This is a genomic window from Mesorhizobium sp. P2_F7 (assembly GCF_056403695.1).
This window is the reverse complement of sequence record NZ_JBFUFA010000005.1, coordinates 94,138-113,752: the sequence shown is the minus strand read 5'-3', so window position 1 is coordinate 113,752 and position 19,615 is coordinate 94,138. Positions and strand designations below refer to the sequence as shown.

Sequence of the window (19,615 nt, the reverse complement as noted above, 5' to 3'; positions counted from 1 at the left end):
CGCGCCAATGCAGGCCATGACAAAATCCGAGCTTGCCCGGCAAAGGCAGCAAGACGATCTGAGCGCGGAATCGGCAAGGCAGGGACCGCGCATACTTATCGTCGAAGACGATTTCGAAATTGCACGCATGCTGGGCGACACGCTTGCCGAAAACGGCATGATCGTGGAAATCGTCGGGAATGGTGTGCGGATGAACGCCGCGCTTCGCGCTCAGAAATTCGATCTCATCGTGCTCGATGTCATGCTGCCCGGCGAAAGCGGCCTCAACATCTGCCGCCGCCTTCGCGCCGAAACGAACATCCCGATCCTGATACTGACCGCGCTTGGCGAAGAAATCGACCGTATCTTCGGACTGGAGATCGGCGCGGACGATTATGTGACCAAACCGTTCAGCGGGCGCGAACTGACCGCGCGGATACGCGCTCTGCTGCGCCGCGCAGCCTATGCTCCCGAAGAGCGGGATCGATCGAGAGTGCTTCGCTTCAACGGCTGGCGCATCGATCCCATACGCCGGCAACTGCATGACCCGAGCAATGCAAGGGTTGCCACCACCACGCATGAATTCGACCTGCTGCTTGCATTCTGCCGCAACGCGGGCCGTGTTCTGTCGCGCGAAGAGCTTCTCGGCGTAACGCATGCCGGGCTTGCCGGCCCGATCGAGCGGAGCGTTGACGTTCATGTCAGCCGCATCCGCCAGAAGATCGAAAAGGATGCGCGCGATCCGGTGCTGCTCAAAACCGTTCGGCTGGGGGGCTACATCTTCACCGCGACGGTGGAGGAGGCATGAGGAGTTTCCTCGGCCGTTTGCTGCCGCAGTCGGTGCGTGGGCAGTTCGCGGCAATCATTGTCGTCGCGGTGATCGTGATCCTGTCCAGCGGCTCGGCCGTCGAGAGTTTTACAGATTATTTCAACCTCCCGACCGTGGAAGACAGCGCCAGACAAACGGATGTTGTCGCTACTCTGCTACGCGGGGCGCGGATGGAGGATCGCGGCGTGATTCTGGCAGCGGCAAGGCGAGGTGGCTTTGACGTCAAGGTGCTGCCCAGGGAACAGATCCGCGCTATCCCGAAGTCCTACCTGGAATGGCAAAGCATCGCTTGGCTTCTGCGGATCGAAAAGGGTTCGATTGATGGGCGCTGGATAAGGATCGGCGGCCAATACGCATTTGTCGTCGACCTGGACCAGCAGAGCGTACTGGCTCATTTCGGCATGCCCGATTCCTTTCTGACATCAGGCACCGTCCGTTCTTCGTTCTACAGGTTCATGGCCTTCGTTGCCTTGCCCACGCTGATCTGGCTCTTTGCCGTATGGACCGTCACAGGCCCGCTGAAGCGCATCTCCACCGCTGTCGGTTCGGCCGAGATCGAGAATGGCGACGAGCTTTTCATCGAACGCGGGTCCACCGAGATGATCGGCCTGACGCGCGCGCTCAACCGGATGAGAATACGTATCCGGACGATGATCGAGAACCGTACGCGCATGTTGCGCAGCGTCAGCCACGATTTGCGCACGCCTTTGACGCGGCTGCGGCTGCGCGCCGAGCGTATGGACGAGAATTCCATTCGCACAGCGATGCTGACCGACATTCAGCATATCGAAGACTTGATCAGCGAGACTTTGACCTATCTGCGCAACGACGTTTCTACTGAGAAGCTGCAGCGCGCCGACATTGCCAGCGTGCTGCAAACCGTCTGCGCGGAATTCTCCGATGTGGGGTTCTCGGTATCATATTCGGGACCGGACCGGCTTCTGGGGTGGTGCAAACCCAATGCGCTGGCCCGTGCGATCACCAATCTCTGCGACAATGGGGTCAAATTCGCCGGCAACGTCACGGTCGCGTTGACACAGACCGGCTCAGCGGCACGGATCGCGGTTGGTGACGATGGGCCGGGCATTCCGATGACGGCGCGCACCCAGGTCTTCGAACCCTTCTTCAAGGAAGATGCCTCGCGCGGCGTTGCTTCGAAACATGGCTTTGGCCTGGGTCTCTCGATCGTTGCGGACATCATCCAGGGACATGGCGGCAGGATCGAACTGCAAGACAACCAGCCCAACGGACTGATCGTTACCGTCGACCTGCCGAATGAACCAGCGATCCAGCTGTCATAACATGGGCCCGCCCGGATCGGGCCGGGGATGCTTCATTCGACTTGCGCGGTCCGCATGCGGAATTGTTGGGCCATCCAGTCGATGAACACGCGCAGGCGCGGCGACAGTTGACGCGTGGGTGAATAGAGGACGTGAACCGGCAAGGGCGTCGGCGGAAAGCCTGCGAGCACCTCGACCAACGCGCCGCTGGCCAGTTCTGAGACCACCCTGTAGCGCGGGACCTGGATCAGCCCGAGGCCGAGGTAGGCGGACGCAACATTGGTTTCGGGGCCGGTCACAGTCACATTGGCAGGCAAGGTGAGCCGGCGGGGCTTGCCGTCGACGCTGAAGACGAGCGGAATGATCTCGGCTGCCTCGGGCGACATCAGGCCGACCATTTCGTGTCCTGCGAGGTCGTCGGGCGTCTGCGGCGTGCCGAAGCGGCTGAGATAGTCGGGGCTGGCGAAGGTGCCCCTTTCCAGCGTTGCCAGGCGCCGCTTGATCAGCGGACTGTCGGCCAGTTCGCCTGCGCGCAGCAAGCAGTCGAACCCTTCACGGATCATATCCAACGGCTGGTGCATCTCGCTGATATGCAGCCGAATATCGGGATACAGCTCCCGGAAGCGGGGCAGGCCCGGCAACAGGAAATACCGCGCTTGGGTGCCATGCATGTCGACGCGCACCAGGCCCGACGGTTTGGCGCCGACAAAGGCGCCCTCGGCGTCTTCCAGGTCGGCGACCAGGCTGACGCAGCGCTGATAGTAGGCTTCGCCATCCAGTGTCGGACTGACCTGACGGGTCGTGCGCTGCAACAGCCGCACGCCCAGCCGTGCCTCCAGACCTTTTACCGCGTCGGTGACGGATGAGCGGGGCAGTCCGAGGTCGTCGGCGGCCTTGGTGAAGCTGCGCCGCTCGACGATGCGGATGAAGACGCGCATGGCGTCGAAGCGATCCATTGTTCGAAATCTCGAATGATGATGTCGGATTATGCCTGATTATCCGTGATACGGGAAGGTGCATCTTGCTGTCAGCCGATCTACGGCAGCCAACAAGGAGACAGACCATGACCAACCAGACCAACCAGACCGGCAAGATCGCCCTCGTCACCGGCGCCTCGGGCGGCATAGGTGCTGCCGTCGCCGAGCGCCTCGCCAGGGACGGCTTCACCGTCGTGGTGAACTATGCCGGCAATGCGGCTGCCGCAGAGGCGGTCGTCGCCAGGATCGAAGCGGCCGGCGGCAAGGCGGTGGCGGCGAAGGCCGACATTTCGGACGCTGCCGCGGTGGCGCGTATGTTCGACACGGCCGAAACCGCTTTCGGCGGCGTCGACGTGCTGATCAACAATGCCGGCATCATGAACCTCGCCAGCATTGCCGACAGCGACGATGCGCTGTTCGACCGTACGATCGCCGTCAATCTCAAGGGCACCTTCAACACGCTGCGCGAAGGGGCGAAGCGTCTGCGCGACGGCGGCCGGATCGTGAATTTCTCGTCCAGTGTCGTCGGCCTGCTGCAGCCGACTTATGGCGTCTACGCCGCCACCAAGGCGGCGGTTGAGGCGATGACCAGCGTGCTCGCCAAGGAGCTGCGCGGCCGCAATATCACCGTCAACGCCATTGCGCCGGGACCGACGGCAACCAAGCTGTTCCTCGACGGCAAGCCGCAGGATCTCGTCGATCGCCTGGCCAAACTGGCCCCGCTCGAACGCCTCGGTCAGCCTAAGGATATCGCCGACGCGGTCGCCTTCCTCGCCGGCCCGGACGGCGCCTGGATCAACGGTCAGACGCTCAGGGCCAATGGCGGGATCATCTGATCCGGCCGGCTCCGGCAAACCCTGAACCGCTTCAACCACACCTCAATCAAGGAACCACAGTCATGTCCAAATTCGTCATTCTCGTCACCGGTGCGTCCTCGGGCTTCGGCCTGATGACCGCCAGGTCGCTGGCCGAAGCCGGCCACACCGTATACGCCACGATGCGCGAGACCGCCGGCCGCAATGCGCCGCAGGTTGCGGCCGTCGCCGCCTGGGCCGCCGAGCACAAGGCCGATCTGCGCACCGCCGAACTCGACGTGCAATCGGACGCCTCGGCCGAGGCCGGCATCGCCCACATCATCGCCGATGCAGGGCGGCTCGATGTCATCGTCCACAATGCCGGTCACATGGTGTTCGGCCCGGCCGAGGCCTTTACCCCCGACCAGTTCATTCAGCAGTACGACGTCAACGTTCTGGGGGCCCAGCGGGTCAACCGCGCGGCACTTCCGCATCTGCGCGGGCAAGGCAAGGGCCTGCTGGTCTGGGTCGGCTCGTCCTCGACACGCGGCGGCACCCCGCCATTCCTGGCGCCCTATTTCGCGGCCAAGGCTGCGATGGATGCGCTGGCCGTTTCGTACTCCACCGAGCTCGCGCTATGGGGGATCGAAACAACCATCATGGTTCCCGGCGCCTTCACCAAGGGCACCAATCATTTTGCCCATTCCGGCAAGCCGTCCGATGCGGCGCGGGCGGCCGAATATGAGGCCGGGCCCTATGCCGGGATTGCCGACCGGGCGCTGAAGGGGCTGGCCGGCCTCGAGCCCGCCGACGCCGATCCATCGGAAGTGGCGCGCGAGATCGTCCGCGTCGTGGATATGCCGTTCGGCAAGCGGCCGTTCCGCGTCCATGTCGACCCGTCGCAGGATGGCGCCGAGATCGTCAACGGCGTTGCCGACCGGATGCGCCGCGAAATCTACCGCAACATCGGCCTCGAAGAGCTGCTTCACCCGGCTGTTGTTGGCTAAGCCTTCAGACCGTGGGCCTTCTACCGGCCAGACTAATATCGACCGCTCAGGCCGGCAGGCCGGGGCGGTCGAGCTTGTTTGGCGAGAGCGTGAAGATCTCGCAGCCGGTCTCGGTGACGCCGATCGTGTGCTCGTATTGCGCCGACAGCGAGCGGTCGCGCGTCACCGCGGTCCAGCCGTCCGACAGCACTTTTACATGCGGCCGGCCGAGGTTGATCATCGGCTCGATGGTGAAGATCATGCCCGGCCGCATCTCGACGCCTTCGCTCGAGGTACCGTAATGCAGGATGTTGGGCGCGTCGTGGAACAGCTGACCGACGCCGTGGCCGCAGAAGTCGCGCACCACCGAGCAGCGCTCGGCCTCGGCATAGGTCTGGATGGCGGCGCCGATGGCGCCGGTGCGGGCGCCGGGCCGGACCGCCGCGATGCCGCGCATCAGGCACTCATGGGTGACTTCGAGCAGGCGTTCGGCGGCGCGCTTGATGGTGCCGACCGGATACATGCGTGAGGAATCGCCATGCCAGCCGTCGAGGATGTAGGTGACGTCGATGTTGACGATGTCACCGTCTTTCAGCGGCTTGTTATCGGGAATGCCGTGGCAGACGACGTGGTTGATCGAGGTGCAGGACGATTTGGTGTAGCCGCGGTAATTGAGCGTCGCCGGCAGCGCGCCGTGGTCCATGCCGTATTCGAAGACGAAGCGGTCGATGGTTTCGGTGGTGACGCCCGGCTGCACCATCGGTACCAGCTCGTCGAGGCAGCGCGCGGTGAGATCGCAGGCCTTGCGCATGCCGGCAAAGCCTTCCTCGCCGTAGAGGCGGATCTGGCCGGTGTTCCTGAGGGGTGCCGTTGCGGCGTCGAGATAAGTGACCATAGTGTCCGTTTTGCCTGTAAGCGGGCGATGCATTTCAGCCCGTTCGAAAATCTCTCCAGATTTGGCATTGGAAGCCGCAAGGTTCAAGGAAGAACTGCCGGCGAGGGGCTCGCGCCGGTGATATTCATGCCTTGCGGCCATTGTCTTCCGGCCTTTGCCCCGCCTGCGCGAAGCTTTCCTTTTTCAACTCAGTCAGCTAGGCCGGTGGAAGCATCAGGAGATTTTGCCGTCCCATGGCGTTCAAGCACGCAAAACCCGTCATGACGCCGATCAGGGCCACCTGCTCGGGCTTGATGGCGTTGCTGCTGCTTGCGCTGCTCAGTCTGTTCCAGGCCGAAGCGACGGCATCGGCGACCGCAAATCTGGGCGGGCCGAGCATCAGCACGACGCGCCAGGGCGATGCGGTGGCGCTGCTGCGCGTCACAGCCAAGGCGCAAGGCCTCGAAATCCGCGCCGGCCGGCCAGTGCCTGCCAAAGCCGTCAGCGGCAATGCAGCGGCGATTGCGCCGACCACCGGCTTCTTCCTGCTGGACCAGGGTTTGCCGGTCCTGGCAGCGGCGCCATCCGCGTTTATCTCTGCACCACGTGTGCATGCCAACCAGCCGCGGGCGCCGCCATCCGCCTAGCCTGAGCGCGGTTTATCAGCCCGCGCATCTTTCAATCCATCTCATTGTTTTTGCGTCGCGGTTCCGCGGCGGCCGCCGGCCGTCCACGGATGTCGCGCCACGCGCCATTTTCGGAAACGTTCCATGCAACGCATCAAAACAGTCAAAACACTGACCCGCGCGGTTTCGGCCGCCCTGTTCCTTTCGGTACAGGCGCTCATCTGCATCGGCACCGTCTACTGGGCAATCGCCGAGACGCTCGGCATGGCGGGGACCGCTGCACTTGTGCTTGCCGCGATCTTCGCTTTGCCCTCGGCTTATGTGCTCTTCATTGCCGTGCGCATGGCCTATGAGGCAGAGACCGATCCGGCCAACCAATAGCAACAATTCCACGAACGAGTGCAGCGGTCTCCATTGGGAATTGCTTAAAAACAAAGCGTTAAAGTGCGCGCCTGGGCGCGCTTTAACGCCCGACAGCTGCGACCGCAGTGACGACACATTCTTGCGCGACATCAGGTCAAAGCAACTTTTGACGACGAACGGCGTTGTGGCGACACCAGTTCGGGAGACTTGGAAATGGACAGATTGCAATTCGAGGTGCCGGTGCGCATCGCGCCCTCGCCCGGTATGCCGGTAGAAGAGATCTACAGCGTCGAACAGGCGCTGGATGTCCTGCATGAGTGGCCAAAGAAGCGACAGGGCAAGGTCTATGAGGCGGCATTCAATGCCTGCTTCGGCGCCACGGTGGATGTGGTCAAGACCGAGGACGCCTGCCGCGCCTTCATGGCGTTCTGCCGGGTGAGTGGACTGCTGGCGAGGGACATGATGATTACGGCCAAGCGCAGCGGCGGCGAGGCGAGGGGCCTGCGGTTCTAGAGCCCTTTTGATCCGGAGGCCCGCCAACCGACTCGCTCGGATCGACGCGGACTCCGCGGCGTTAAGGTTCCGTTTCCGACTTCACAGCTAGGCATGACGCCATAGAGCAGCGTCTGATTCGTTGCGTCAGTGTCATGGTGCAGAATATGTCCTCAGCAAATGTGCGCGCCTTTCCTTTAGACCGGCAGACCATGCTGGTGCGCGAGGTGGCGGCCAGGCTGGGCAGGCTGCATGGCGACACGGCCAACTCCTTCTGGAAGGCCACGGCGCGCGACCTCCTCGACAAGGCGATCGCCGCCGGCAGCGACGCGGCTTCGGCCGCCAACGATGTCCGCCGGTTTTTCGCCGCCGTCCAGGACGAGATGCATTTTAGGGCGAACGATGCCGCGCCGGGGCAGCGTCAGACGCGCACCCGCTTCTAAACCTCCGCAGGCACGCCCCGCCGCCCGACATCACTGGCTCAGAGGCGCCGACACCAGCCGCGGCCCGGTCTTGGCGTCGACGATCTCGGGTTTGGCGCTGTCGATCGTGCCGTCCCAGCCGCCGCCGAGCGCCTTGTTAAGGGCGACATAGTCGGTGGCAATGGCGATGCGACTTTGCAGGAGATCGTCCTCGGCCGAATAGAGCGACCGTTCGGCATCGAGCACGTCGAGAAGGCTACTTTCGCCTGACTTGAACAGCGTGCGCTCGAGATTGGCGGCCTCGCCATAGGATTTCACGGAAGCGGCAAGCTTGCCGTTGCGGATGCGCTCCTGGCGCAGCGCAACGATGGCGTTCTCGACATCTTCGAGCGCCGTCAGCACGGACGTCTTATAGGCGATGAAATACTGGTCGCGCTCGGCCCTGGCGACGTCAGCCGCCGCCTTCAATTGCCCGGCATTGAAGATCGGCACGCTGAGCGTCGGTCCGAACGACCAGCCGATGGTGGAATTCTTGCCGAGGTCGCCGACCCTGAAAGCCGACGTGTCGATATTGCCGGTCAGGCTGACCGCGGGATAGCGGGCCGCCTCGGCCTGGCCGACCTTGGCGGTGTTCTGGGCGTACTGCCGCTCGGCCATGCGCACGTCCGGCCGGGTCAGCAAAATGTCGGCCGGAATGCCGGTCGGCAGCGGCAGGCGCGGAGCCGGGATCGGTGCTCCGCGCTTCAGCCGCTCGTTCAGTGCCGCCGGCGGGCGGCCGGTCAGCACGGAAAGCCGGTGTACGGCTTGGGCGTAGCTGGCCTCGAGCGAGGGGACATCGGCCGCCGTGGCGCTTGCCTGTCCCTGGGCCTTGGCGACGTCGGCCGCCGTTGCCGTGCCGGCCAGCAGCATGGTGTGGGTGAGGGCGGCGGGCTGTTGTTGCGATGCGGCCGTGCGCCGCGCCAACTGGATGCGCGCCTGGTAGCCGCGTGCCTGCGCATAATAGGAGGCGACGTCGCCGACCAGGGTCAGCAGCGTCGAGCGTAGCTCCTCTTCGGAAGCATCCACACCGTAGCGGGCGGCCTCGACGCCCCTGCGGTTGGCGCCGAACAGGTCGAGCTCCCAGCTGGCGTCGAAGCCGGCCTGGTAATAGCTGTAGGCATCGCTGGCGGCACCACCTTCCGTGGTCGCGGCGGTCTTGTTGCGGTTGGCGGAGCCGCTGCCGTCGACGGTGGGGAACAAGGTCCCGGCGCTCTGGCGGTAGCTGGCGCGGGCCTGGCGGATCTTGGCCTTGGCGGTAGCGACATCGAGGTTGCCGGCAACCGCCTCGTCGATGAGCGTGTTCAGTTGCGGATCGCGCAGCCGCTGCCACCATTGCGACAGCTGCGGCGGCCTGGCTATTGAAGCCGTCTTCTGGTCGCTCCAGCTTGCCGGCATCGCCAGAAGCGGTTTCTCATAGTCCGGCCCGACGACGCAGCCTGAAAGCAGGACGACGGCAAAAATAGGCAAAAGCGTCCGCCTCGCGGCCGGACGGCCACGTTCAAAACCTGTCATGTGAAGAACCCTTATTGCTGGTTGGCTGCTGCTGGTGCTTCGCCCTGTTTAGCCGCCCCGCCCTTGAAGATGCGCCGCACTGTGACGAACAGCAGCGGCACCAGGAATACGCCGATCACCGTCGCCGCTATCATGCCGCCCATGACGCCGATGCCGACGGAGTTCTGCGCGCCCGAGCCGGCGCCGTTGGCGATCGCAAGCGGCGTGACGCCGAGGATGAAGGCCAGCGACGTCATCAGGATCGGCCGCAATCGTTGTCGCGCTGCCTCCAGCGTCGCCTCGACCAGACCCATTCCGGCGGTCTGCCGCTCGATGGCGAACTCGACGATGAGGATCGCGTTCTTGGCGGCGAGGCCGATCGTGGTCAGCAGGCCGACCTTGAAATAGACGTCGTTGGTCTGACCGAACAGGCTTGCCGCGAGCAGCGCGCCGAAGATGCCGATCGGCACCGACAGCATGACCGCGAATGGGATCGACCAGCTCTCATAAAGCGCTGCCAGGCAGAGGAACACGACGAGCGCCGAGATCGCATAAAGCGACAGCGCCTGGTTGCCGGACAGCCGTTCCTGGTGCGACAGCCCGGTCCATTCATGGGAGTAGCCGGGCGGCAGCTGCGCCACGAGTTTGTCGATCTCGTCCATAGCGGCGCCAGAGCTAATACCCGGCGCCGCAGCACCCTGGATCTCGACCGCGGCCGAACCATTGTAGCGTTCGAGCCGCGGCGAGCCGAATGTCCAGTGGCTGGAGGCGAAGGAAGAGAACGGCACCATGGTGCCGGCGGAGTTGCGGACCTGCCATTTGTCCAGATCCTCCGGCTGCATGCGGAAATTCGGGTCCGACTGCAGGTAGACCGGCTTCACCCGTCCGCGATCGATGAAGTCATTGACGTAGTCGCTGCCCCAGGCGGCCGACAGCGTGTTGTTGATATCGGCGAGGTTGACGCCAAGCGCGCTGGCTTTCTCCTGGTCGATGTCGACCGAGAATTGCGGTTGGTCCTCCTGGCCGTTGGGCCTTGTGGCGGTGAGCACCTTGCTCTGCGCGGCAAGACCCAGCAACTGGTTGCGGGTCTGGATCAGCGCGTCATGGCCGGCGCCGTTGACGTCCTGCAGGTAGAAGTCGAAGCCGTTGGTGTTGCCGAAACCCTGGATGGCGGGCGGAGCCAGCGCAAACACCTGCGCGTCCCTGATCTTGCGGAAGGCGCCCATGGCGCGGCCGGCGACCGCTTGCGCCGCCAAGGCCGGCGATTTGCGCTGGCTGAACTCCTTCAGCGGCACGAAAGCGATGCCGACATTCTGGCCGGCGCCGCCGAAGCCGAAGCCGGAGGCAGCGAACACCCCTGCGACGGCGTCCTTTTCATCGTTGAGATAGTGGTCGGTGACTTGCTTCAGCACGCGCTCGGTGCGGTCCTGCGTCGCGCCGACCGGCAGCGACACGCTGGTGATCAGGATGCCCTGGTCCTCTTCCGGCAGGAAGGAACTCGGCAGCCGGGCAAACATCCAGCCCATGGCGATGACGATGGCCAGGAACACGGCGAGGAAACGCCAGGACCGGTTGATGATGCCGTGCGAGCCGTCGCGATAGGCCGTCGTGCCGCGGTCGAAGACGCGGTTGAACCAGCCGAAGGGGCCGGTCTGCGTGACATGGTCCTTGGGCCGGCGCAGGATGGTGGCGCACAGCGCCGGCGTCAGCACCAGTGCGACCAGCACCGACAGCACCATCGCCGAAACGATGGTGACCGAGAACTGCCGGTAGATGATGCCGGTCGAACCGCCGAAGAAGGCCATCGGCACGAACACCGCCGAAAGCACCGTGGCGATGCCGACCAGCGCGCCGGTGATCTCGTTCATCGATTTGCGCGTCGCCTCTTTCGGCGACAGGTCTTCTTCCTGCATGACGCGCTCGACATTCTCGACCACGACGATGGCGTCGTCGACGAGCAGGCCGATGGCGAGCACCATGGCGAACATGGTCAGCGTGTTGATCGAATAGCCGAAGAAGGAGAGCACGCCGAATGTGCCGAGCAACACCACCGGCACGGCGATGGTCGGGATGATGGTGGCGCGCAAGTTCTGCAGAAAGACGAACATCACCAGGAAGACGAGCACGATGGCTTCGAGCAGCGTCTTGACCACCTCCTCGATCGACAGCCGCACGAAGGGCGAGGTGTCGTAGGGGTAGACGACCTCGACGCCTTGCGGGAAGGTCGAACTCAGCCGGTTGATCGTCGAACGCACCGCTTCCGCCGTGCTGATGGCGTTGGCGCCGGTCGCCAGATTGATGGCGACACCGGCCGCCGGCTTGCCGTTGTAATTGGCCTGCGTCGTATAGCTTTCGGCGCCGAGCGCGACGGTGGCGACATCGTTGAGGCGGACCAGCGAGCCGTCGGTCTGGCTCTTCAGGATGATGTTGCGGAACTGTTCGGCGGTCTGCAGCCGGCTCTTGGCGGTTACCGTTGCATTGAGCTGCTGGCCCTTGCGTTGCGGCAGGCCGCCGAGCTGGCCGGCCGACACCTGCGTGTTCTGCGCCTCGATCGCGGCGGCCACGTCGCTCGGCATCAAGGCATATTTGGCGAGCCGGTCGGGGTCGAGCCAGATGCGCATGGCGTAGCCGGACCCGAAAAGCTGCGTCGAGCCGACACCCGCGACGCGCTTCAGCGTGTCATTGATGGTCGAGTCGACATAGTCGGCAAGGTCGGTCGAGTTCATCTTGCCGTCACTGGAGACGAAGCCGATGACCATCAGGAAGCCGGTCGAGGATTTGGAGACGGTGATGCCGTTGCTCTGCACCACCTGCGGCAGCTGCGACTGCACCAGCTGCAGCTTGTTCTGGGTCTGCACCTGCGCGGTATCTGGATCGGCCGCGGTGGTGAAGGTCAGTGTGATCGAGGCCGCACCCGTCGAGGTCGACGTCGCCGTCATGTAGTCGAGATTGTCGATGCCGGTCATGCCTTGCTCGATGACCTTGGTCACCGAGTTTTCCACCGTCTGGGCGTCAGCGCCGGGATAGGTGGCGCTGATGTTGACCGTGGTCGGCGCGATCTGCGGGTATTGCGAGATCGGCAGCGTAGTGAGGGCGAGCAGGCCGCCCAACATGATCACGATGGCGATCACCCAGGCGAAGATCGGCCGGTTGATGAAGAATGCGGACATCGGCTCAGTTCCCGGTCTTCGGGGCGTTGGCGGCCACCTCAGAGGTGGCAGGCACGGCCGATGAGGTCTGCGCGCGGTCCTTGACCTCGCCGGTCGCCTCGTCGATCGTCACCTCGACACCGGTCGCGTCGCCACCTGGGCGCACGAGTTGCAAGCCCTCGACGATGACGCGGTCGCCGTCGCCGACCCCCGAATCCACCAGCCAGCTGTTGCCGACGCTGTTGCGCACGGCAAGCACGCGCTGTTCGACCTTGCCGGCGGCGTTGATGACCATGGCTGTCGCTTCACCCTTGGTGTTGCGGCTGACGGCGCGCTGCGGCACCAGGAAACTGTTCTGAGCGACGCCTTCTTCGATGAGCGCGCGCACATACATACCGGGCAGCAACAGGCGATCCGGGTTGGGGAACTGGGCTCTCAGCGCGAAAGTGCCGGTGGACTGGTCGACATTGGCGCTGGCGAATTCCATCTTGCCGGTCTGCGTATAGACGGTGCCGTTGTCGAGCTTCAGCTTGACGCTGACATTGGGGCCGCTGAACTTCAGCCGGCCTTCGTTGATCGCTTGGCGCAAATTGAGCAGGTTGGTGCTCGACTGCGTGACATCGACGTTGATCGGATCGAGCGCACGAATGGTGGTGAGCACCGTGTCCTGGTTGGCAGTGACCAGGGCGCCCGGCGTCAGCGACGACTTGTCGATGCGGCCGGCGATCGGCGCGGTGATCTTGGTGTAGTCAAGATTGATGCGCGCGGTTTCGACACTTGCCTTGGCCGACGCCACATCCGCCTGGGCCTGCGCCAGCGTCGCGGCGGCATCGTCGTAGTCCTGCTGCGAGACCACCTTCTGCGCCAGCAGGCCGGCGTAGCGGTCGAACTTGGACTGAGCGGTAGGCACCGCCGCTTCGGCCTTCTGCTGGGCTGCCTTCGCGCTATCCAGGGCTGCCTGGTAGCTCGCGGGGTTGATGAGGTAGAGCGGCTGGCCGACCACGACCTCGCTGCCTTCCTGGAAAAGCCGGGCCTGGATAATGCCATTCACCTGCGGGCGCACATCGGCGGTCAGCGAAGCGCTGGTGCGCCCAGACAGTTCGGCGGTGATGGCCACCGACTGGGGATGCAGGGTGACGACACCGACTTCGGGCCGGCCGGCAGCGCCCATGCCTGCCGGGGCCTTGCCCTCTTCCTGCGAACAGGATGCCAAAATGAGCGCGGCGCCCAGCATCGCGGCCCAGGATGCGGACCGACGCGACGGCAAAAAGGACTGGCTGGAGGGGAACGGCATGGCGTCGATCATCTTTCGCTGGGGTTGCGGTCGAAGGTCATGGCAATCGGAAGGTTATGGCAATCGGCCGCGCTCGCTTGCGCGTGGCGTCGAGCAATGCCTCGAAGCGGCTCATCTCGCGCTCCTTCTCGGCGGCCAGGGCGTATTCGACAAGCACAATGAAGTCTTTGGCAGAATGAAGTCTTGGCCGCGATGCCCAGCACCATCAATAGGCCAATAGACAGCGTTTCGCCAAGCGCTTTGCCCGTGATCGGCAACGGTCAGTCCTTACGCAATTTTCTTGTCATCAAGGACGGCGCTCGACTATGTCGAAAACGGCAGCGACAGGCGCCAGGCGGCGAAGCTTAGCCGGATCGCGCCCTTGAGCGTGTCTGCCGGCAGGGCCGGCTGCATGGTTCGAGCGCCGCGGCCGGTCGAACTGAGCGAGCCGCCGACTGGGCCAAAGGCTGCCATCAGCCGCAGCATCATCAGGGCTTCCCACATTGTCGTGCTTTCGTTGCTTGACGGCGGCCGGGACGAGCCGGCCGCCCATTTCGGGAAAACAAACCGGCCGGCCCGAGAACGGGTGTGTCAGCGGGCCGGCCGGCGCAGCCGGTCAGAGTTGCTCATCAGTCCGGGGTAGGGCATCGGGAGCGTGTCTGTCATGGCCAGGCAGACCTCCGGGGCCGGCTGCGTGCGGCGGATGTCCCCAGGGACCGGGGGGTGGTTCGTGGGGTTCCGCCGAGGCAAGGATTTCAAGCTGTTCGGGCGTCAGTTTGGTGCGAAGCACTGAAATGGCGTCCTTCAATTTGGTGGCTGCGACCGCGCGCTCGGTAACATCGTCGGCCAGCCTTTCCTGGAAGGCGAAGGGGTCGCGAGGGCCCTGATCCGCCTTGCCGCCGGAGCCATCTGCGACGCCAGGGCCACGATTGCCGGAACCACCGGGGCCATGATCGGGCCCGGGCGGTGCCAGCACCGCCTGCAGCGCGCTGGTGTAGTCGCGCCAGGCGTCGAGTTGTTCGCTGCGCACCCCGATGCGGGTCTCGAGCGTAGCGAGCCGGGCCGCGAGCACAAATTGTGGCGGCGGGCCGATGCGATGCGGGCCGAAGCCTTCCGGACCATGCCATGCCGGCCGGTGGGGCCAGGGACCTTGATCCGGAGAGCCTTGATCCGGAGAGCCTTGATCCGGGGTACCTTGGTCCGGGCCGTCCTGCAGCGCCAGGATTTGCGGCTGCTCGCCGGGCACGGGGCCGGCCTGCTGCGCAAGGGCGGGATGAATGGCGACCGCGGAGAACAGGCCGAGCGCCAGAAGTCTGCTTTGCATGACGTAATCCTTTCCCACATGCATCGGATGGCAGCAGGATAGGGGGCCTCTTTTTCCGCTTTGCTTCGGTGTGTTGCCGAAGGTTTCCAGCAAAGGGAGATTTGTTTCGGAATGTTTCTGCCGGATTGCCGGCAACATTCGGTTGCAATTTTATCTGCTGTGCGCCGGCGGCTTGCCTATAATCGGCGCGGTAAATCGGCAAAGGGCACATCGCAGGCAATGCAATCGCAACCCCACATACTTGTCGTCGACGACGACCGCGAGATCAGGACGCTGCTCGGGCGCTATCTCGACGGCCAGGGGTTCCGCGTGTCGATGGCGGCGGACCGGCGCGAATGCGAACAGAAGCTCGGCGCCGGCCAATTCGACCTGCTCGTGCTCGACGTCATGCTGCCCGATGGCTCCGGACTCGATATCTGCCGGGGATTGCGCGACCGCAAACCGCATATCCCGATCATCCTGCTGACGGCGCTGAAAGAGGATGTTGACCGCATCATCGGCCTGGAACTCGGCGCCGACGATTATATCGGCAAGCCGTTCAACCCGCGCGAGCTCTCCGCCCGCATCCGTGCTGTGCTGCGGCGCGCCGCACCAGAGGAGTTTGCCGCACCCCGTGCGCGCATCTACCGCTTCGCCAGCTACACGCTGGAGCCGGACATCCGCAAAGTGACCGACGCAGAAGGTGCCCTTGTCGATCTCACCGGCGCCGAATTCGACCTGCTGCAGGTGTTTCTCGACCGGCCCGGCCGGCTGTTGTCGCGCGACCAGCTGCTCGACCTCACACAAGGGCGCGAGCGCGAACCGCTTGATCGTTCCGTCGACGTGCTGATGAGCCGGCTGCGTCGCAAGTTTGGCGATACGGGCGACGGCCCGCTGTTCAAGACGGTCCGCAATGGCGGCTACCAGTTGACCGCGCGCGTCGAGGCCGTGGAGGCCGAGATATGAACTCGCTGCGCCGGCGGCTCATTCTGTTGCTGGTTGCTTCGATCGTCGGCGTGGTCGGCCTGGCCACCGCCGCCGTGATCAGCGTGCGCGGCGGCGGGCCGCCGCCGGAACTGACTGTGCCCTGGATTGCGCAACAGATGGAACTCGTGGTGCGGCTGCAGCCGGGTCCCGTCCCGGATGTGCTGAACGTGCAACTCACCGATCATGCTGCCGGCGGCAAGGTCGCCCGTGCCGAAACGGCGATGCTCAACGACATACTGCGCCGCCGAGGGTTCGACCTCCGGGCTATCGTCAGCGAGAAGACCGACGAACCCGGCCAACTCGCATCGGTGCAGTTGCCCGACGGCCGCTGGGCGATCATGGAGGTGCCGCACGTCAAGCCGCCAAGGCGCGAATGGCTGGTTCTGGCCGGCTGGATCTCGCTCATCGTCGCCGGCGCCACGGCGGTGTCGGTCTATTTCACTTCCGTGTTGATCCGGCCGCTGGAAATGCTGGAAGCCGCCGTCTCCAAGATCGGCTCGGACGGCGTGCTGGCGTCGGTGCCGGAAGTGGGCTCGGCCGAGGTCAAGGCGACCGCGCATGCGCTGAACCAGCTCTCCGCCCGGCTGAAGACGGCCATGGAAAGCCGCATGCGGCTGGTCGCCGCCGCCGGCCATGATCTCAGAACGCCGATGACGCGCATGCGGCTGCGCGCCGAATTCCTCGACGACGATCGCGATAAATGGCTGCACGATCTCGACGAACTCGACCGCATCGCCGACAGCGCGATCCGGCTGGTGCGCGAGGAGGTCAACCAGGACGCGGTCGAACCGGTCGACCTGGGACGGCTGGTGCGCGACATTGCGGCCGAGATGCGATCGCTGGGGCATCAGGTTTCGGCCGACCGCCTCGACAAGGTCTCGGTGCGGGCAGGGGCGCTGGGCCTGCGCCGCGCCTTGCGCAATCTGATCGTCAACGCCGCCACGCATGGCAAAGGTTGCAGCGTTTCGCTAACCGCTGCCGACGGCCGCGCCGTCCTGGCAATCGCCGACCATGGCCCCGGCATTCCATCGGAACTCCTGAACAAGGCGTTCGAGCCATTTTTCCGCGTCAATCCCGCCCGCTGGCAATCCATCCCCGGCGCGGGTCTCGGGCTCGCCATCGCCAAGGAAATCGTCGAACGCTATGGCGGAACCATCACGCTGGAAAACCTGCCTGGCGGCGGGCTTTTGCAGACGGTTGGATTTGAGGCGGTTTAGCGTGACATCGGCCTTTCGGCGATCCCGATGCCGTCAGGGCTCGAATCGGCTATGCCTGCGCCATGCAGGAAACGTCTCTCTACGTCCCGGTGAAGCGGTTTCTCGAGAGCCTGGAATTCACGGTCAAGGGCGAAATCGGCAATTGCGATATCGTCGCGCTGCGCGACGGTGAGCCACCGGTGGTGGTCATCTGCGAACTGAAACTGCAGTTCAATCTGGAACTCGTCCTTCAAGGCGTCGATCGCGCCGCGGCCTGCGATGAAGTGTGGCTGGCGGCGCGGATGTCGGCGCGGGGCAAGGGCCGCGAGCACGATCGCCGTTTTCGCGCGCTCTGCCGGCGGCTCGGGTTCGGGCTGTTGGCCGTCAGCGCCAAGGGCGAGGTCGAACTGCTGCTCAGCCCGGCGGCCTTGCCGCCGCGCCGCGACCCGAAGCGGCGCTCGCGGCTGATGGAAGAACACCGGCGCCGGCGCGGCGATCCGGTGGTCGGCGGCGGTTCGCGCGCGCCTGTTATGACCGCCTACCGGCAGGATGCGCTGGCCTGCGCCGCCGCCATGACCGACGGCCCGAAGCGCCCGCGCGATCTGAAGGCGATTTCGCCGCGCGCGGCCAGCATCCTTTTGGACAATGTCTATGGCTGGTTCGCCAGGGCCGAGCGCGGGGTCTATGCGCTGACCGAAGGTGGCCATGCCGCCTTGCAGCGCTGGCCGCAGGTGGCGCACGACCAGGGGTGAGGATTTTTCGCAGTGCCTGCAGCGTTACTCCTTGGCGGCGCTCAACCGCCGGTAGGAGACGCCATCGAAACTTGCCGTCACAAAGTCGGTGGCCGACATCTTTCGTTTGCGGCCGTCGCTGCAGCTGTAGAGCGGCCAACCGACATCGCTGCATTCGCTGGCGGCGCAAAAGCGGGCAAGGCAATTTCCGACGGTCACCCGGAAGCCGCCAGTGCCTGCAAAACCCTGCAGCAGGCTGCCGTCCGCCGCACGCCATGTCCGCGCCCGGAATTCCGCTCGCAAGGACCATGGCTCGAGCGGGACTGCCAGGCCGGTCTGGGTGGCGCGTCCCGCAAGGTTCAGCCGGCTGCGCGCCATCCCCGTCGTATAGGCGGTGATGAGATCCGATCCGCCGGCATAGGCGGGGGCTATGCTGGTGTGATCAAGCACATGCGAGATTTTCTCGCCGGCTTCTGCCCGCTGCATCAATACGACCGTCAAGGCGAGGAGAGCAAAGCAGGCTTGCAGACCATTCCAGCCGCCGCTCTGCGTCTGCCGCCGGTCCGCCTGCGATGTCTCCCAAGCCAGCATCCTGCCGATCCCACCCGTGGCGCCCGCCACAATCCGCCGTCATCGATGAAGGCACAATGACGGCTGGACCCTGGCCGGTAAAGACGGCGTTGCCAAACTTAGGGCGGATGCATCTCGGGAGGAATGCTTGTTCGTCGTTTCCTATTCCAGCCCCTTGGCGCGGTCCCAGGCTTTCGACCACATCCTGAGCGACTTCTGGTCGAGGGCCTTCGGCAGATGCAGGCGCTTCTGGGCTTCTTCAGAGGGGTAGAGATTCGGATCGGCGCGCAATGTCTCGTCGAGCAGCGGGAGCGCCGCCTTGTTCGCGGTCGAGAAGCCGGTATCCGTGGCGGCGGAGGCGGCAATCTCAGGACGCAAGACAAAATCGATGAAGGCGAGCGCGGCTTCCGGATGCGGGGCGTCGCTCGGGATCGCCAATATGTCGGCCCACACCAGATTGCCTTCCTTCGACAGGCGATAGGTGATGGTGAATGGCCGCTTCGCCTCCTTGGCCCTGATGTCGGCTATGTGCATGTCACCGGAAAAGCCGAGCGACAGGCAGGCATCGCCTTCGGCGAGGTCGTTGATGTAGCTGGAGCTGTGGAACTTGCGCACGTAAGGACGGATCTTCGCGACCACGTCCACCGCTTTCTGCAACTCGTCGGGGTTGGTGGTGTCGGGGTCCAGCCCGAGATAGATCAGCGCCAGGCCGAGCACCTGCTCGGCGTCGTCGAGCATGGTGATGCCGCACGGCGCGAATTTGGCGGCGATTTCCGGGTCGAAAAGCATGCGCAGCGAGTCGACCGGGGCATCGGGCATGATGGCGCGGATCTTCTCGATATTGTAGCCAACGCCGGTCGTTCCCCACATCCACGGCACGCCATGCGCGCCGCCCTTGTCGACCTCGTCGAGGCGAGAGCCGACGGCCGGGTCGATATTGCCGAGATTGGAAAGGCGGCTCTTGTCCAGCGTCGCCCAGACGCCGACCGGCAATTCGCGTTGCAGATGTGGTGCAAGGTTGATGGTGACGAGGTCGTAGCCCGAGCCGCCGGTGAGCAGCTTGGTTTCGACGATGTCGTTGGAATCGAACATGTCGTAGGTGACCTTGATGTCGCTCTCGGCCTCGAATTTTTCGATGGTGCCGGGCCCGAAGTAGGACTCCCAGGAATAGAGATGCAGGACCTTTTCCTCGGCCTGGGCCGAGGTCGCAAAAAGGCATGCCGCGGCAAGCGCGAGCCAATGTTTCATCATGTC

21 protein-coding genes are annotated in these 19,615 nt (G+C 64.5%); 12 read left to right on the top strand and 9 right to left on the bottom strand.

Annotation, left to right across the window (positions count from 1 at the left end):
• The first annotated feature begins 7 nt into the window (after positions 1 to 7).
• The gene (locus AC1DZ8_RS19145; RefSeq protein ID WP_477308269.1) at positions 8 to 787 is read left to right on the top strand and encodes a response regulator transcription factor; all 780 of its coding nucleotides are present in this window, start codon (positions 8 to 10) and stop codon (positions 785 to 787) included.
• Positions 784 to 2,109, top strand: coding sequence for an ATP-binding protein (locus tag AC1DZ8_RS19140; RefSeq protein WP_477308271.1), 1,326 nt, complete (start codon positions 784 to 786; stop codon positions 2,107 to 2,109). The genes AC1DZ8_RS19145 and AC1DZ8_RS19140 overlap by 4 nt, the downstream gene beginning before the upstream one ends.
• Before the next feature lie 32 nt (positions 2,110 to 2,141).
• Here AC1DZ8_RS19140 and AC1DZ8_RS19135 read toward each other — a convergent pair whose 3' ends face one another.
• Positions 2,142 to 3,044 (bottom strand): LysR family transcriptional regulator, encoded by a 903-nt coding sequence (locus tag AC1DZ8_RS19135; protein WP_477308273.1) that lies wholly within the window; start codon positions 3,042 to 3,044, stop codon positions 2,142 to 2,144.
• A 107-nt stretch (positions 3,045 to 3,151) separates the two neighbouring features.
• On the opposite strand from AC1DZ8_RS19135, the gene AC1DZ8_RS19130 reads away from it, so the two are divergent.
• Together AC1DZ8_RS19130 and AC1DZ8_RS19125 are read left to right on the top strand one after the other, a co-directional pair.
• On the top strand, positions 3,152 to 3,901 hold the full coding sequence (locus tag AC1DZ8_RS19130; protein ID WP_477308275.1) for an SDR family oxidoreductase: 750 nt from the start codon (positions 3,152 to 3,154) through the stop codon (positions 3,899 to 3,901).
• A 62-nt stretch (positions 3,902 to 3,963) separates the two neighbouring features.
• Positions 3,964 to 4,866 carry an SDR family oxidoreductase gene (locus tag AC1DZ8_RS19125; RefSeq protein ID WP_477308277.1) on the top strand — a complete coding sequence of 301 codons (903 nt, stop codon included), beginning with the start codon at positions 3,964 to 3,966 and terminating at the stop codon, positions 4,864 to 4,866.
• A gap of 46 nt (positions 4,867 to 4,912) precedes the next feature.
• Here the strand turns inward: AC1DZ8_RS19125 and map are convergent, their stop codons facing one another.
• On the bottom strand, positions 4,913 to 5,740 hold the full coding sequence (gene map, locus AC1DZ8_RS19120; protein ID WP_192257239.1) for a type I methionyl aminopeptidase: 828 nt from the start codon (positions 5,738 to 5,740) through the stop codon (positions 4,913 to 4,915).
• A gap of 233 nt (positions 5,741 to 5,973) precedes the next feature.
• Between map and AC1DZ8_RS19115 the strand changes: the two genes are divergently transcribed.
• From AC1DZ8_RS19115 to AC1DZ8_RS19100, 4 genes are all read left to right on the top strand, one after another.
• Positions 5,974 to 6,366 (top strand): hypothetical protein, encoded by a 393-nt coding sequence (locus tag AC1DZ8_RS19115; protein ID WP_477308279.1) that lies wholly within the window; start codon positions 5,974 to 5,976, stop codon positions 6,364 to 6,366.
• Between the two features lie 123 nt (positions 6,367 to 6,489).
• Positions 6,490 to 6,726, top strand: a complete 237-nt coding sequence (locus AC1DZ8_RS19110) for a hypothetical protein (protein ID WP_477308281.1) — start codon at positions 6,490 to 6,492, stop codon at positions 6,724 to 6,726.
• Positions 6,727 to 6,921: 195 nt separating this feature from the next.
• The gene (locus AC1DZ8_RS19105) at positions 6,922 to 7,221 is read left to right on the top strand and encodes a DUF982 domain-containing protein (RefSeq protein WP_477308283.1); all 300 of its coding nucleotides are present in this window, start codon (positions 6,922 to 6,924) and stop codon (positions 7,219 to 7,221) included.
• A gap of 146 nt (positions 7,222 to 7,367) precedes the next feature.
• A complete protein-coding gene (locus AC1DZ8_RS19100) occupies positions 7,368 to 7,643 on the top strand; it encodes a DUF6074 family protein (protein ID WP_477308285.1) in 276 nt (91 codons plus the stop codon).
• 30 nt (positions 7,644 to 7,673) lie between these two features.
• Here the strand turns inward: AC1DZ8_RS19100 and AC1DZ8_RS19095 are convergent, their stop codons facing one another.
• From AC1DZ8_RS19095 to AC1DZ8_RS19085, 3 genes are read right to left on the bottom strand one after another with little or no spacing between them, the layout of a single operon-like run.
• On the bottom strand, positions 7,674 to 9,173 hold the full coding sequence (locus AC1DZ8_RS19095; protein ID WP_477308287.1) for an efflux transporter outer membrane subunit: 1,500 nt from the start codon (positions 9,171 to 9,173) through the stop codon (positions 7,674 to 7,676).
• 11 nt (positions 9,174 to 9,184) lie between these two features.
• Entirely contained in the window at positions 9,185 to 12,322 is a 3,138-nt protein-coding gene (locus AC1DZ8_RS19090) for an efflux RND transporter permease subunit (RefSeq protein WP_477401432.1), read from the bottom strand.
• A 4-nt stretch (positions 12,323 to 12,326) separates the two neighbouring features.
• Positions 12,327 to 13,595 (bottom strand): efflux RND transporter periplasmic adaptor subunit, encoded by a 1,269-nt coding sequence (locus tag AC1DZ8_RS19085; RefSeq protein WP_477308392.1) that lies wholly within the window; start codon positions 13,593 to 13,595, stop codon positions 12,327 to 12,329.
• On the opposite strand from AC1DZ8_RS19085, the gene AC1DZ8_RS19080 reads away from it, so the two are divergent.
• The gene (locus AC1DZ8_RS19080) at positions 13,516 to 13,815 is read left to right on the top strand and encodes a hypothetical protein (RefSeq protein WP_477308396.1); all 300 of its coding nucleotides are present in this window, start codon (positions 13,516 to 13,518) and stop codon (positions 13,813 to 13,815) included. The genes AC1DZ8_RS19085 and AC1DZ8_RS19080 overlap by 80 nt on opposite strands.
• A gap of 83 nt (positions 13,816 to 13,898) precedes the next feature.
• On the opposite strand, the gene AC1DZ8_RS19075 is transcribed toward AC1DZ8_RS19080, so the two are convergent.
• On the bottom strand, positions 13,899 to 14,078 hold the full coding sequence (locus AC1DZ8_RS19075) for a hypothetical protein (RefSeq protein ID WP_477308291.1): 180 nt from the start codon (positions 14,076 to 14,078) through the stop codon (positions 13,899 to 13,901).
• Positions 14,079 to 14,190: 112 nt separating this feature from the next.
• Positions 14,191 to 14,898 carry a hypothetical protein gene (locus tag AC1DZ8_RS19070; RefSeq protein ID WP_477308293.1) on the bottom strand — a complete coding sequence of 236 codons (708 nt, stop codon included), beginning with the start codon at positions 14,896 to 14,898 and terminating at the stop codon, positions 14,191 to 14,193.
• Positions 14,899 to 15,117: 219 nt separating this feature from the next.
• On the opposite strand from AC1DZ8_RS19070, the gene AC1DZ8_RS19065 reads away from it, so the two are divergent.
• The 3 genes from AC1DZ8_RS19065 (at position 15,118) to AC1DZ8_RS19055 (ending at position 17,812) form a co-directional block, all read left to right on the top strand.
• Positions 15,118 to 15,843 carry a response regulator gene (locus AC1DZ8_RS19065; RefSeq protein ID WP_477308295.1) on the top strand — a complete coding sequence of 242 codons (726 nt, stop codon included), beginning with the start codon at positions 15,118 to 15,120 and terminating at the stop codon, positions 15,841 to 15,843.
• Complete coding sequence (locus AC1DZ8_RS19060; protein WP_477308297.1) at positions 15,840 to 17,081, top strand: sensor histidine kinase; 1,242 nt, start codon at positions 15,840 to 15,842, stop codon at positions 17,079 to 17,081. The genes AC1DZ8_RS19065 and AC1DZ8_RS19060 overlap by 4 nt, the downstream gene beginning before the upstream one ends.
• 62 nt (positions 17,082 to 17,143) lie before the next feature.
• The gene (locus tag AC1DZ8_RS19055) at positions 17,144 to 17,812 is read left to right on the top strand and encodes a DUF2161 domain-containing phosphodiesterase (protein ID WP_477401429.1); all 669 of its coding nucleotides are present in this window, start codon (positions 17,144 to 17,146) and stop codon (positions 17,810 to 17,812) included.
• 24 nt (positions 17,813 to 17,836) lie between these two features.
• On the opposite strand, the gene AC1DZ8_RS19050 is transcribed toward AC1DZ8_RS19055, so the two are convergent.
• Positions 17,837 to 18,382, bottom strand: coding sequence for a hypothetical protein (locus tag AC1DZ8_RS19050; RefSeq protein WP_477308301.1), 546 nt, complete (start codon positions 18,380 to 18,382; stop codon positions 17,837 to 17,839).
• A gap of 141 nt (positions 18,383 to 18,523) precedes the next feature.
• On the bottom strand, positions 18,524 to 19,609 hold the full coding sequence (locus AC1DZ8_RS19045; RefSeq protein ID WP_477308303.1) for an extracellular solute-binding protein: 1,086 nt from the start codon (positions 19,607 to 19,609) through the stop codon (positions 18,524 to 18,526).
• Between the last annotated feature and the right edge of the window lie 6 nt (positions 19,610 to 19,615).

Bases quoted from the DNA above. Each gene is read 5' to 3' on its own strand.
- AC1DZ8_RS19145 (WP_477308269.1), top strand. From the start codon at position 8: ATGCAGGCCATGACAAAATCCGAGCTTGCCCGGCAAAGGCAGCAAGAC.
- AC1DZ8_RS19140 (WP_477308271.1), top strand. From the start codon at position 784: ATGAGGAGTTTCCTCGGCCGTTTGCTGCCGCAGTCGGTGCGTGGGCAG.
- AC1DZ8_RS19135 (WP_477308273.1), bottom strand. From the start codon at position 3,044: ATGGATCGCTTCGACGCCATGCGCGTCTTCATCCGCATCGTCGAGCGG.
- AC1DZ8_RS19130 (WP_477308275.1), top strand. From the start codon at position 3,152: ATGACCAACCAGACCAACCAGACCGGCAAGATCGCCCTCGTCACCGGC.
- AC1DZ8_RS19125 (WP_477308277.1), top strand. From the start codon at position 3,964: ATGTCCAAATTCGTCATTCTCGTCACCGGTGCGTCCTCGGGCTTCGGC.
- map (WP_192257239.1), bottom strand. From the start codon at position 5,740: ATGGTCACTTATCTCGACGCCGCAACGGCACCCCTCAGGAACACCGGC.
- AC1DZ8_RS19115 (WP_477308279.1), top strand. From the start codon at position 5,974: ATGGCGTTCAAGCACGCAAAACCCGTCATGACGCCGATCAGGGCCACC.
- AC1DZ8_RS19110 (WP_477308281.1), top strand. From the start codon at position 6,490: ATGCAACGCATCAAAACAGTCAAAACACTGACCCGCGCGGTTTCGGCC.
- AC1DZ8_RS19105 (WP_477308283.1), top strand. From the start codon at position 6,922: ATGGACAGATTGCAATTCGAGGTGCCGGTGCGCATCGCGCCCTCGCCC.
- AC1DZ8_RS19100 (WP_477308285.1), top strand. From the start codon at position 7,368: ATGTCCTCAGCAAATGTGCGCGCCTTTCCTTTAGACCGGCAGACCATG.
- AC1DZ8_RS19095 (WP_477308287.1), bottom strand. From the start codon at position 9,173: ATGACAGGTTTTGAACGTGGCCGTCCGGCCGCGAGGCGGACGCTTTTG.
- AC1DZ8_RS19090 (WP_477401432.1), bottom strand. From the start codon at position 12,322: ATGTCCGCATTCTTCATCAACCGGCCGATCTTCGCCTGGGTGATCGCC.
- AC1DZ8_RS19080 (WP_477308396.1), top strand. From the start codon at position 13,516: ATGAGCGCGGCGCCCAGCATCGCGGCCCAGGATGCGGACCGACGCGAC.
- AC1DZ8_RS19085 (WP_477308392.1), bottom strand. From the start codon at position 13,595: ATGCCGTTCCCCTCCAGCCAGTCCTTTTTGCCGTCGCGTCGGTCCGCA.
- AC1DZ8_RS19075 (WP_477308291.1), bottom strand. From the start codon at position 14,078: ATGTGGGAAGCCCTGATGATGCTGCGGCTGATGGCAGCCTTTGGCCCA.
- AC1DZ8_RS19070 (WP_477308293.1), bottom strand. From the start codon at position 14,898: ATGCAAAGCAGACTTCTGGCGCTCGGCCTGTTCTCCGCGGTCGCCATT.
- AC1DZ8_RS19065 (WP_477308295.1), top strand. From the start codon at position 15,118: ATGCAATCGCAACCCCACATACTTGTCGTCGACGACGACCGCGAGATC.
- AC1DZ8_RS19060 (WP_477308297.1), top strand. From the start codon at position 15,840: ATGAACTCGCTGCGCCGGCGGCTCATTCTGTTGCTGGTTGCTTCGATC.
- AC1DZ8_RS19055 (WP_477401429.1), top strand. From the start codon at position 17,144: ATGCAGGAAACGTCTCTCTACGTCCCGGTGAAGCGGTTTCTCGAGAGC.
- AC1DZ8_RS19050 (WP_477308301.1), bottom strand. From the start codon at position 18,382: ATGCTGGCTTGGGAGACATCGCAGGCGGACCGGCGGCAGACGCAGAGC.
- AC1DZ8_RS19045 (WP_477308303.1), bottom strand. From the start codon at position 19,609: ATGAAACATTGGCTCGCGCTTGCCGCGGCATGCCTTTTTGCGACCTCG.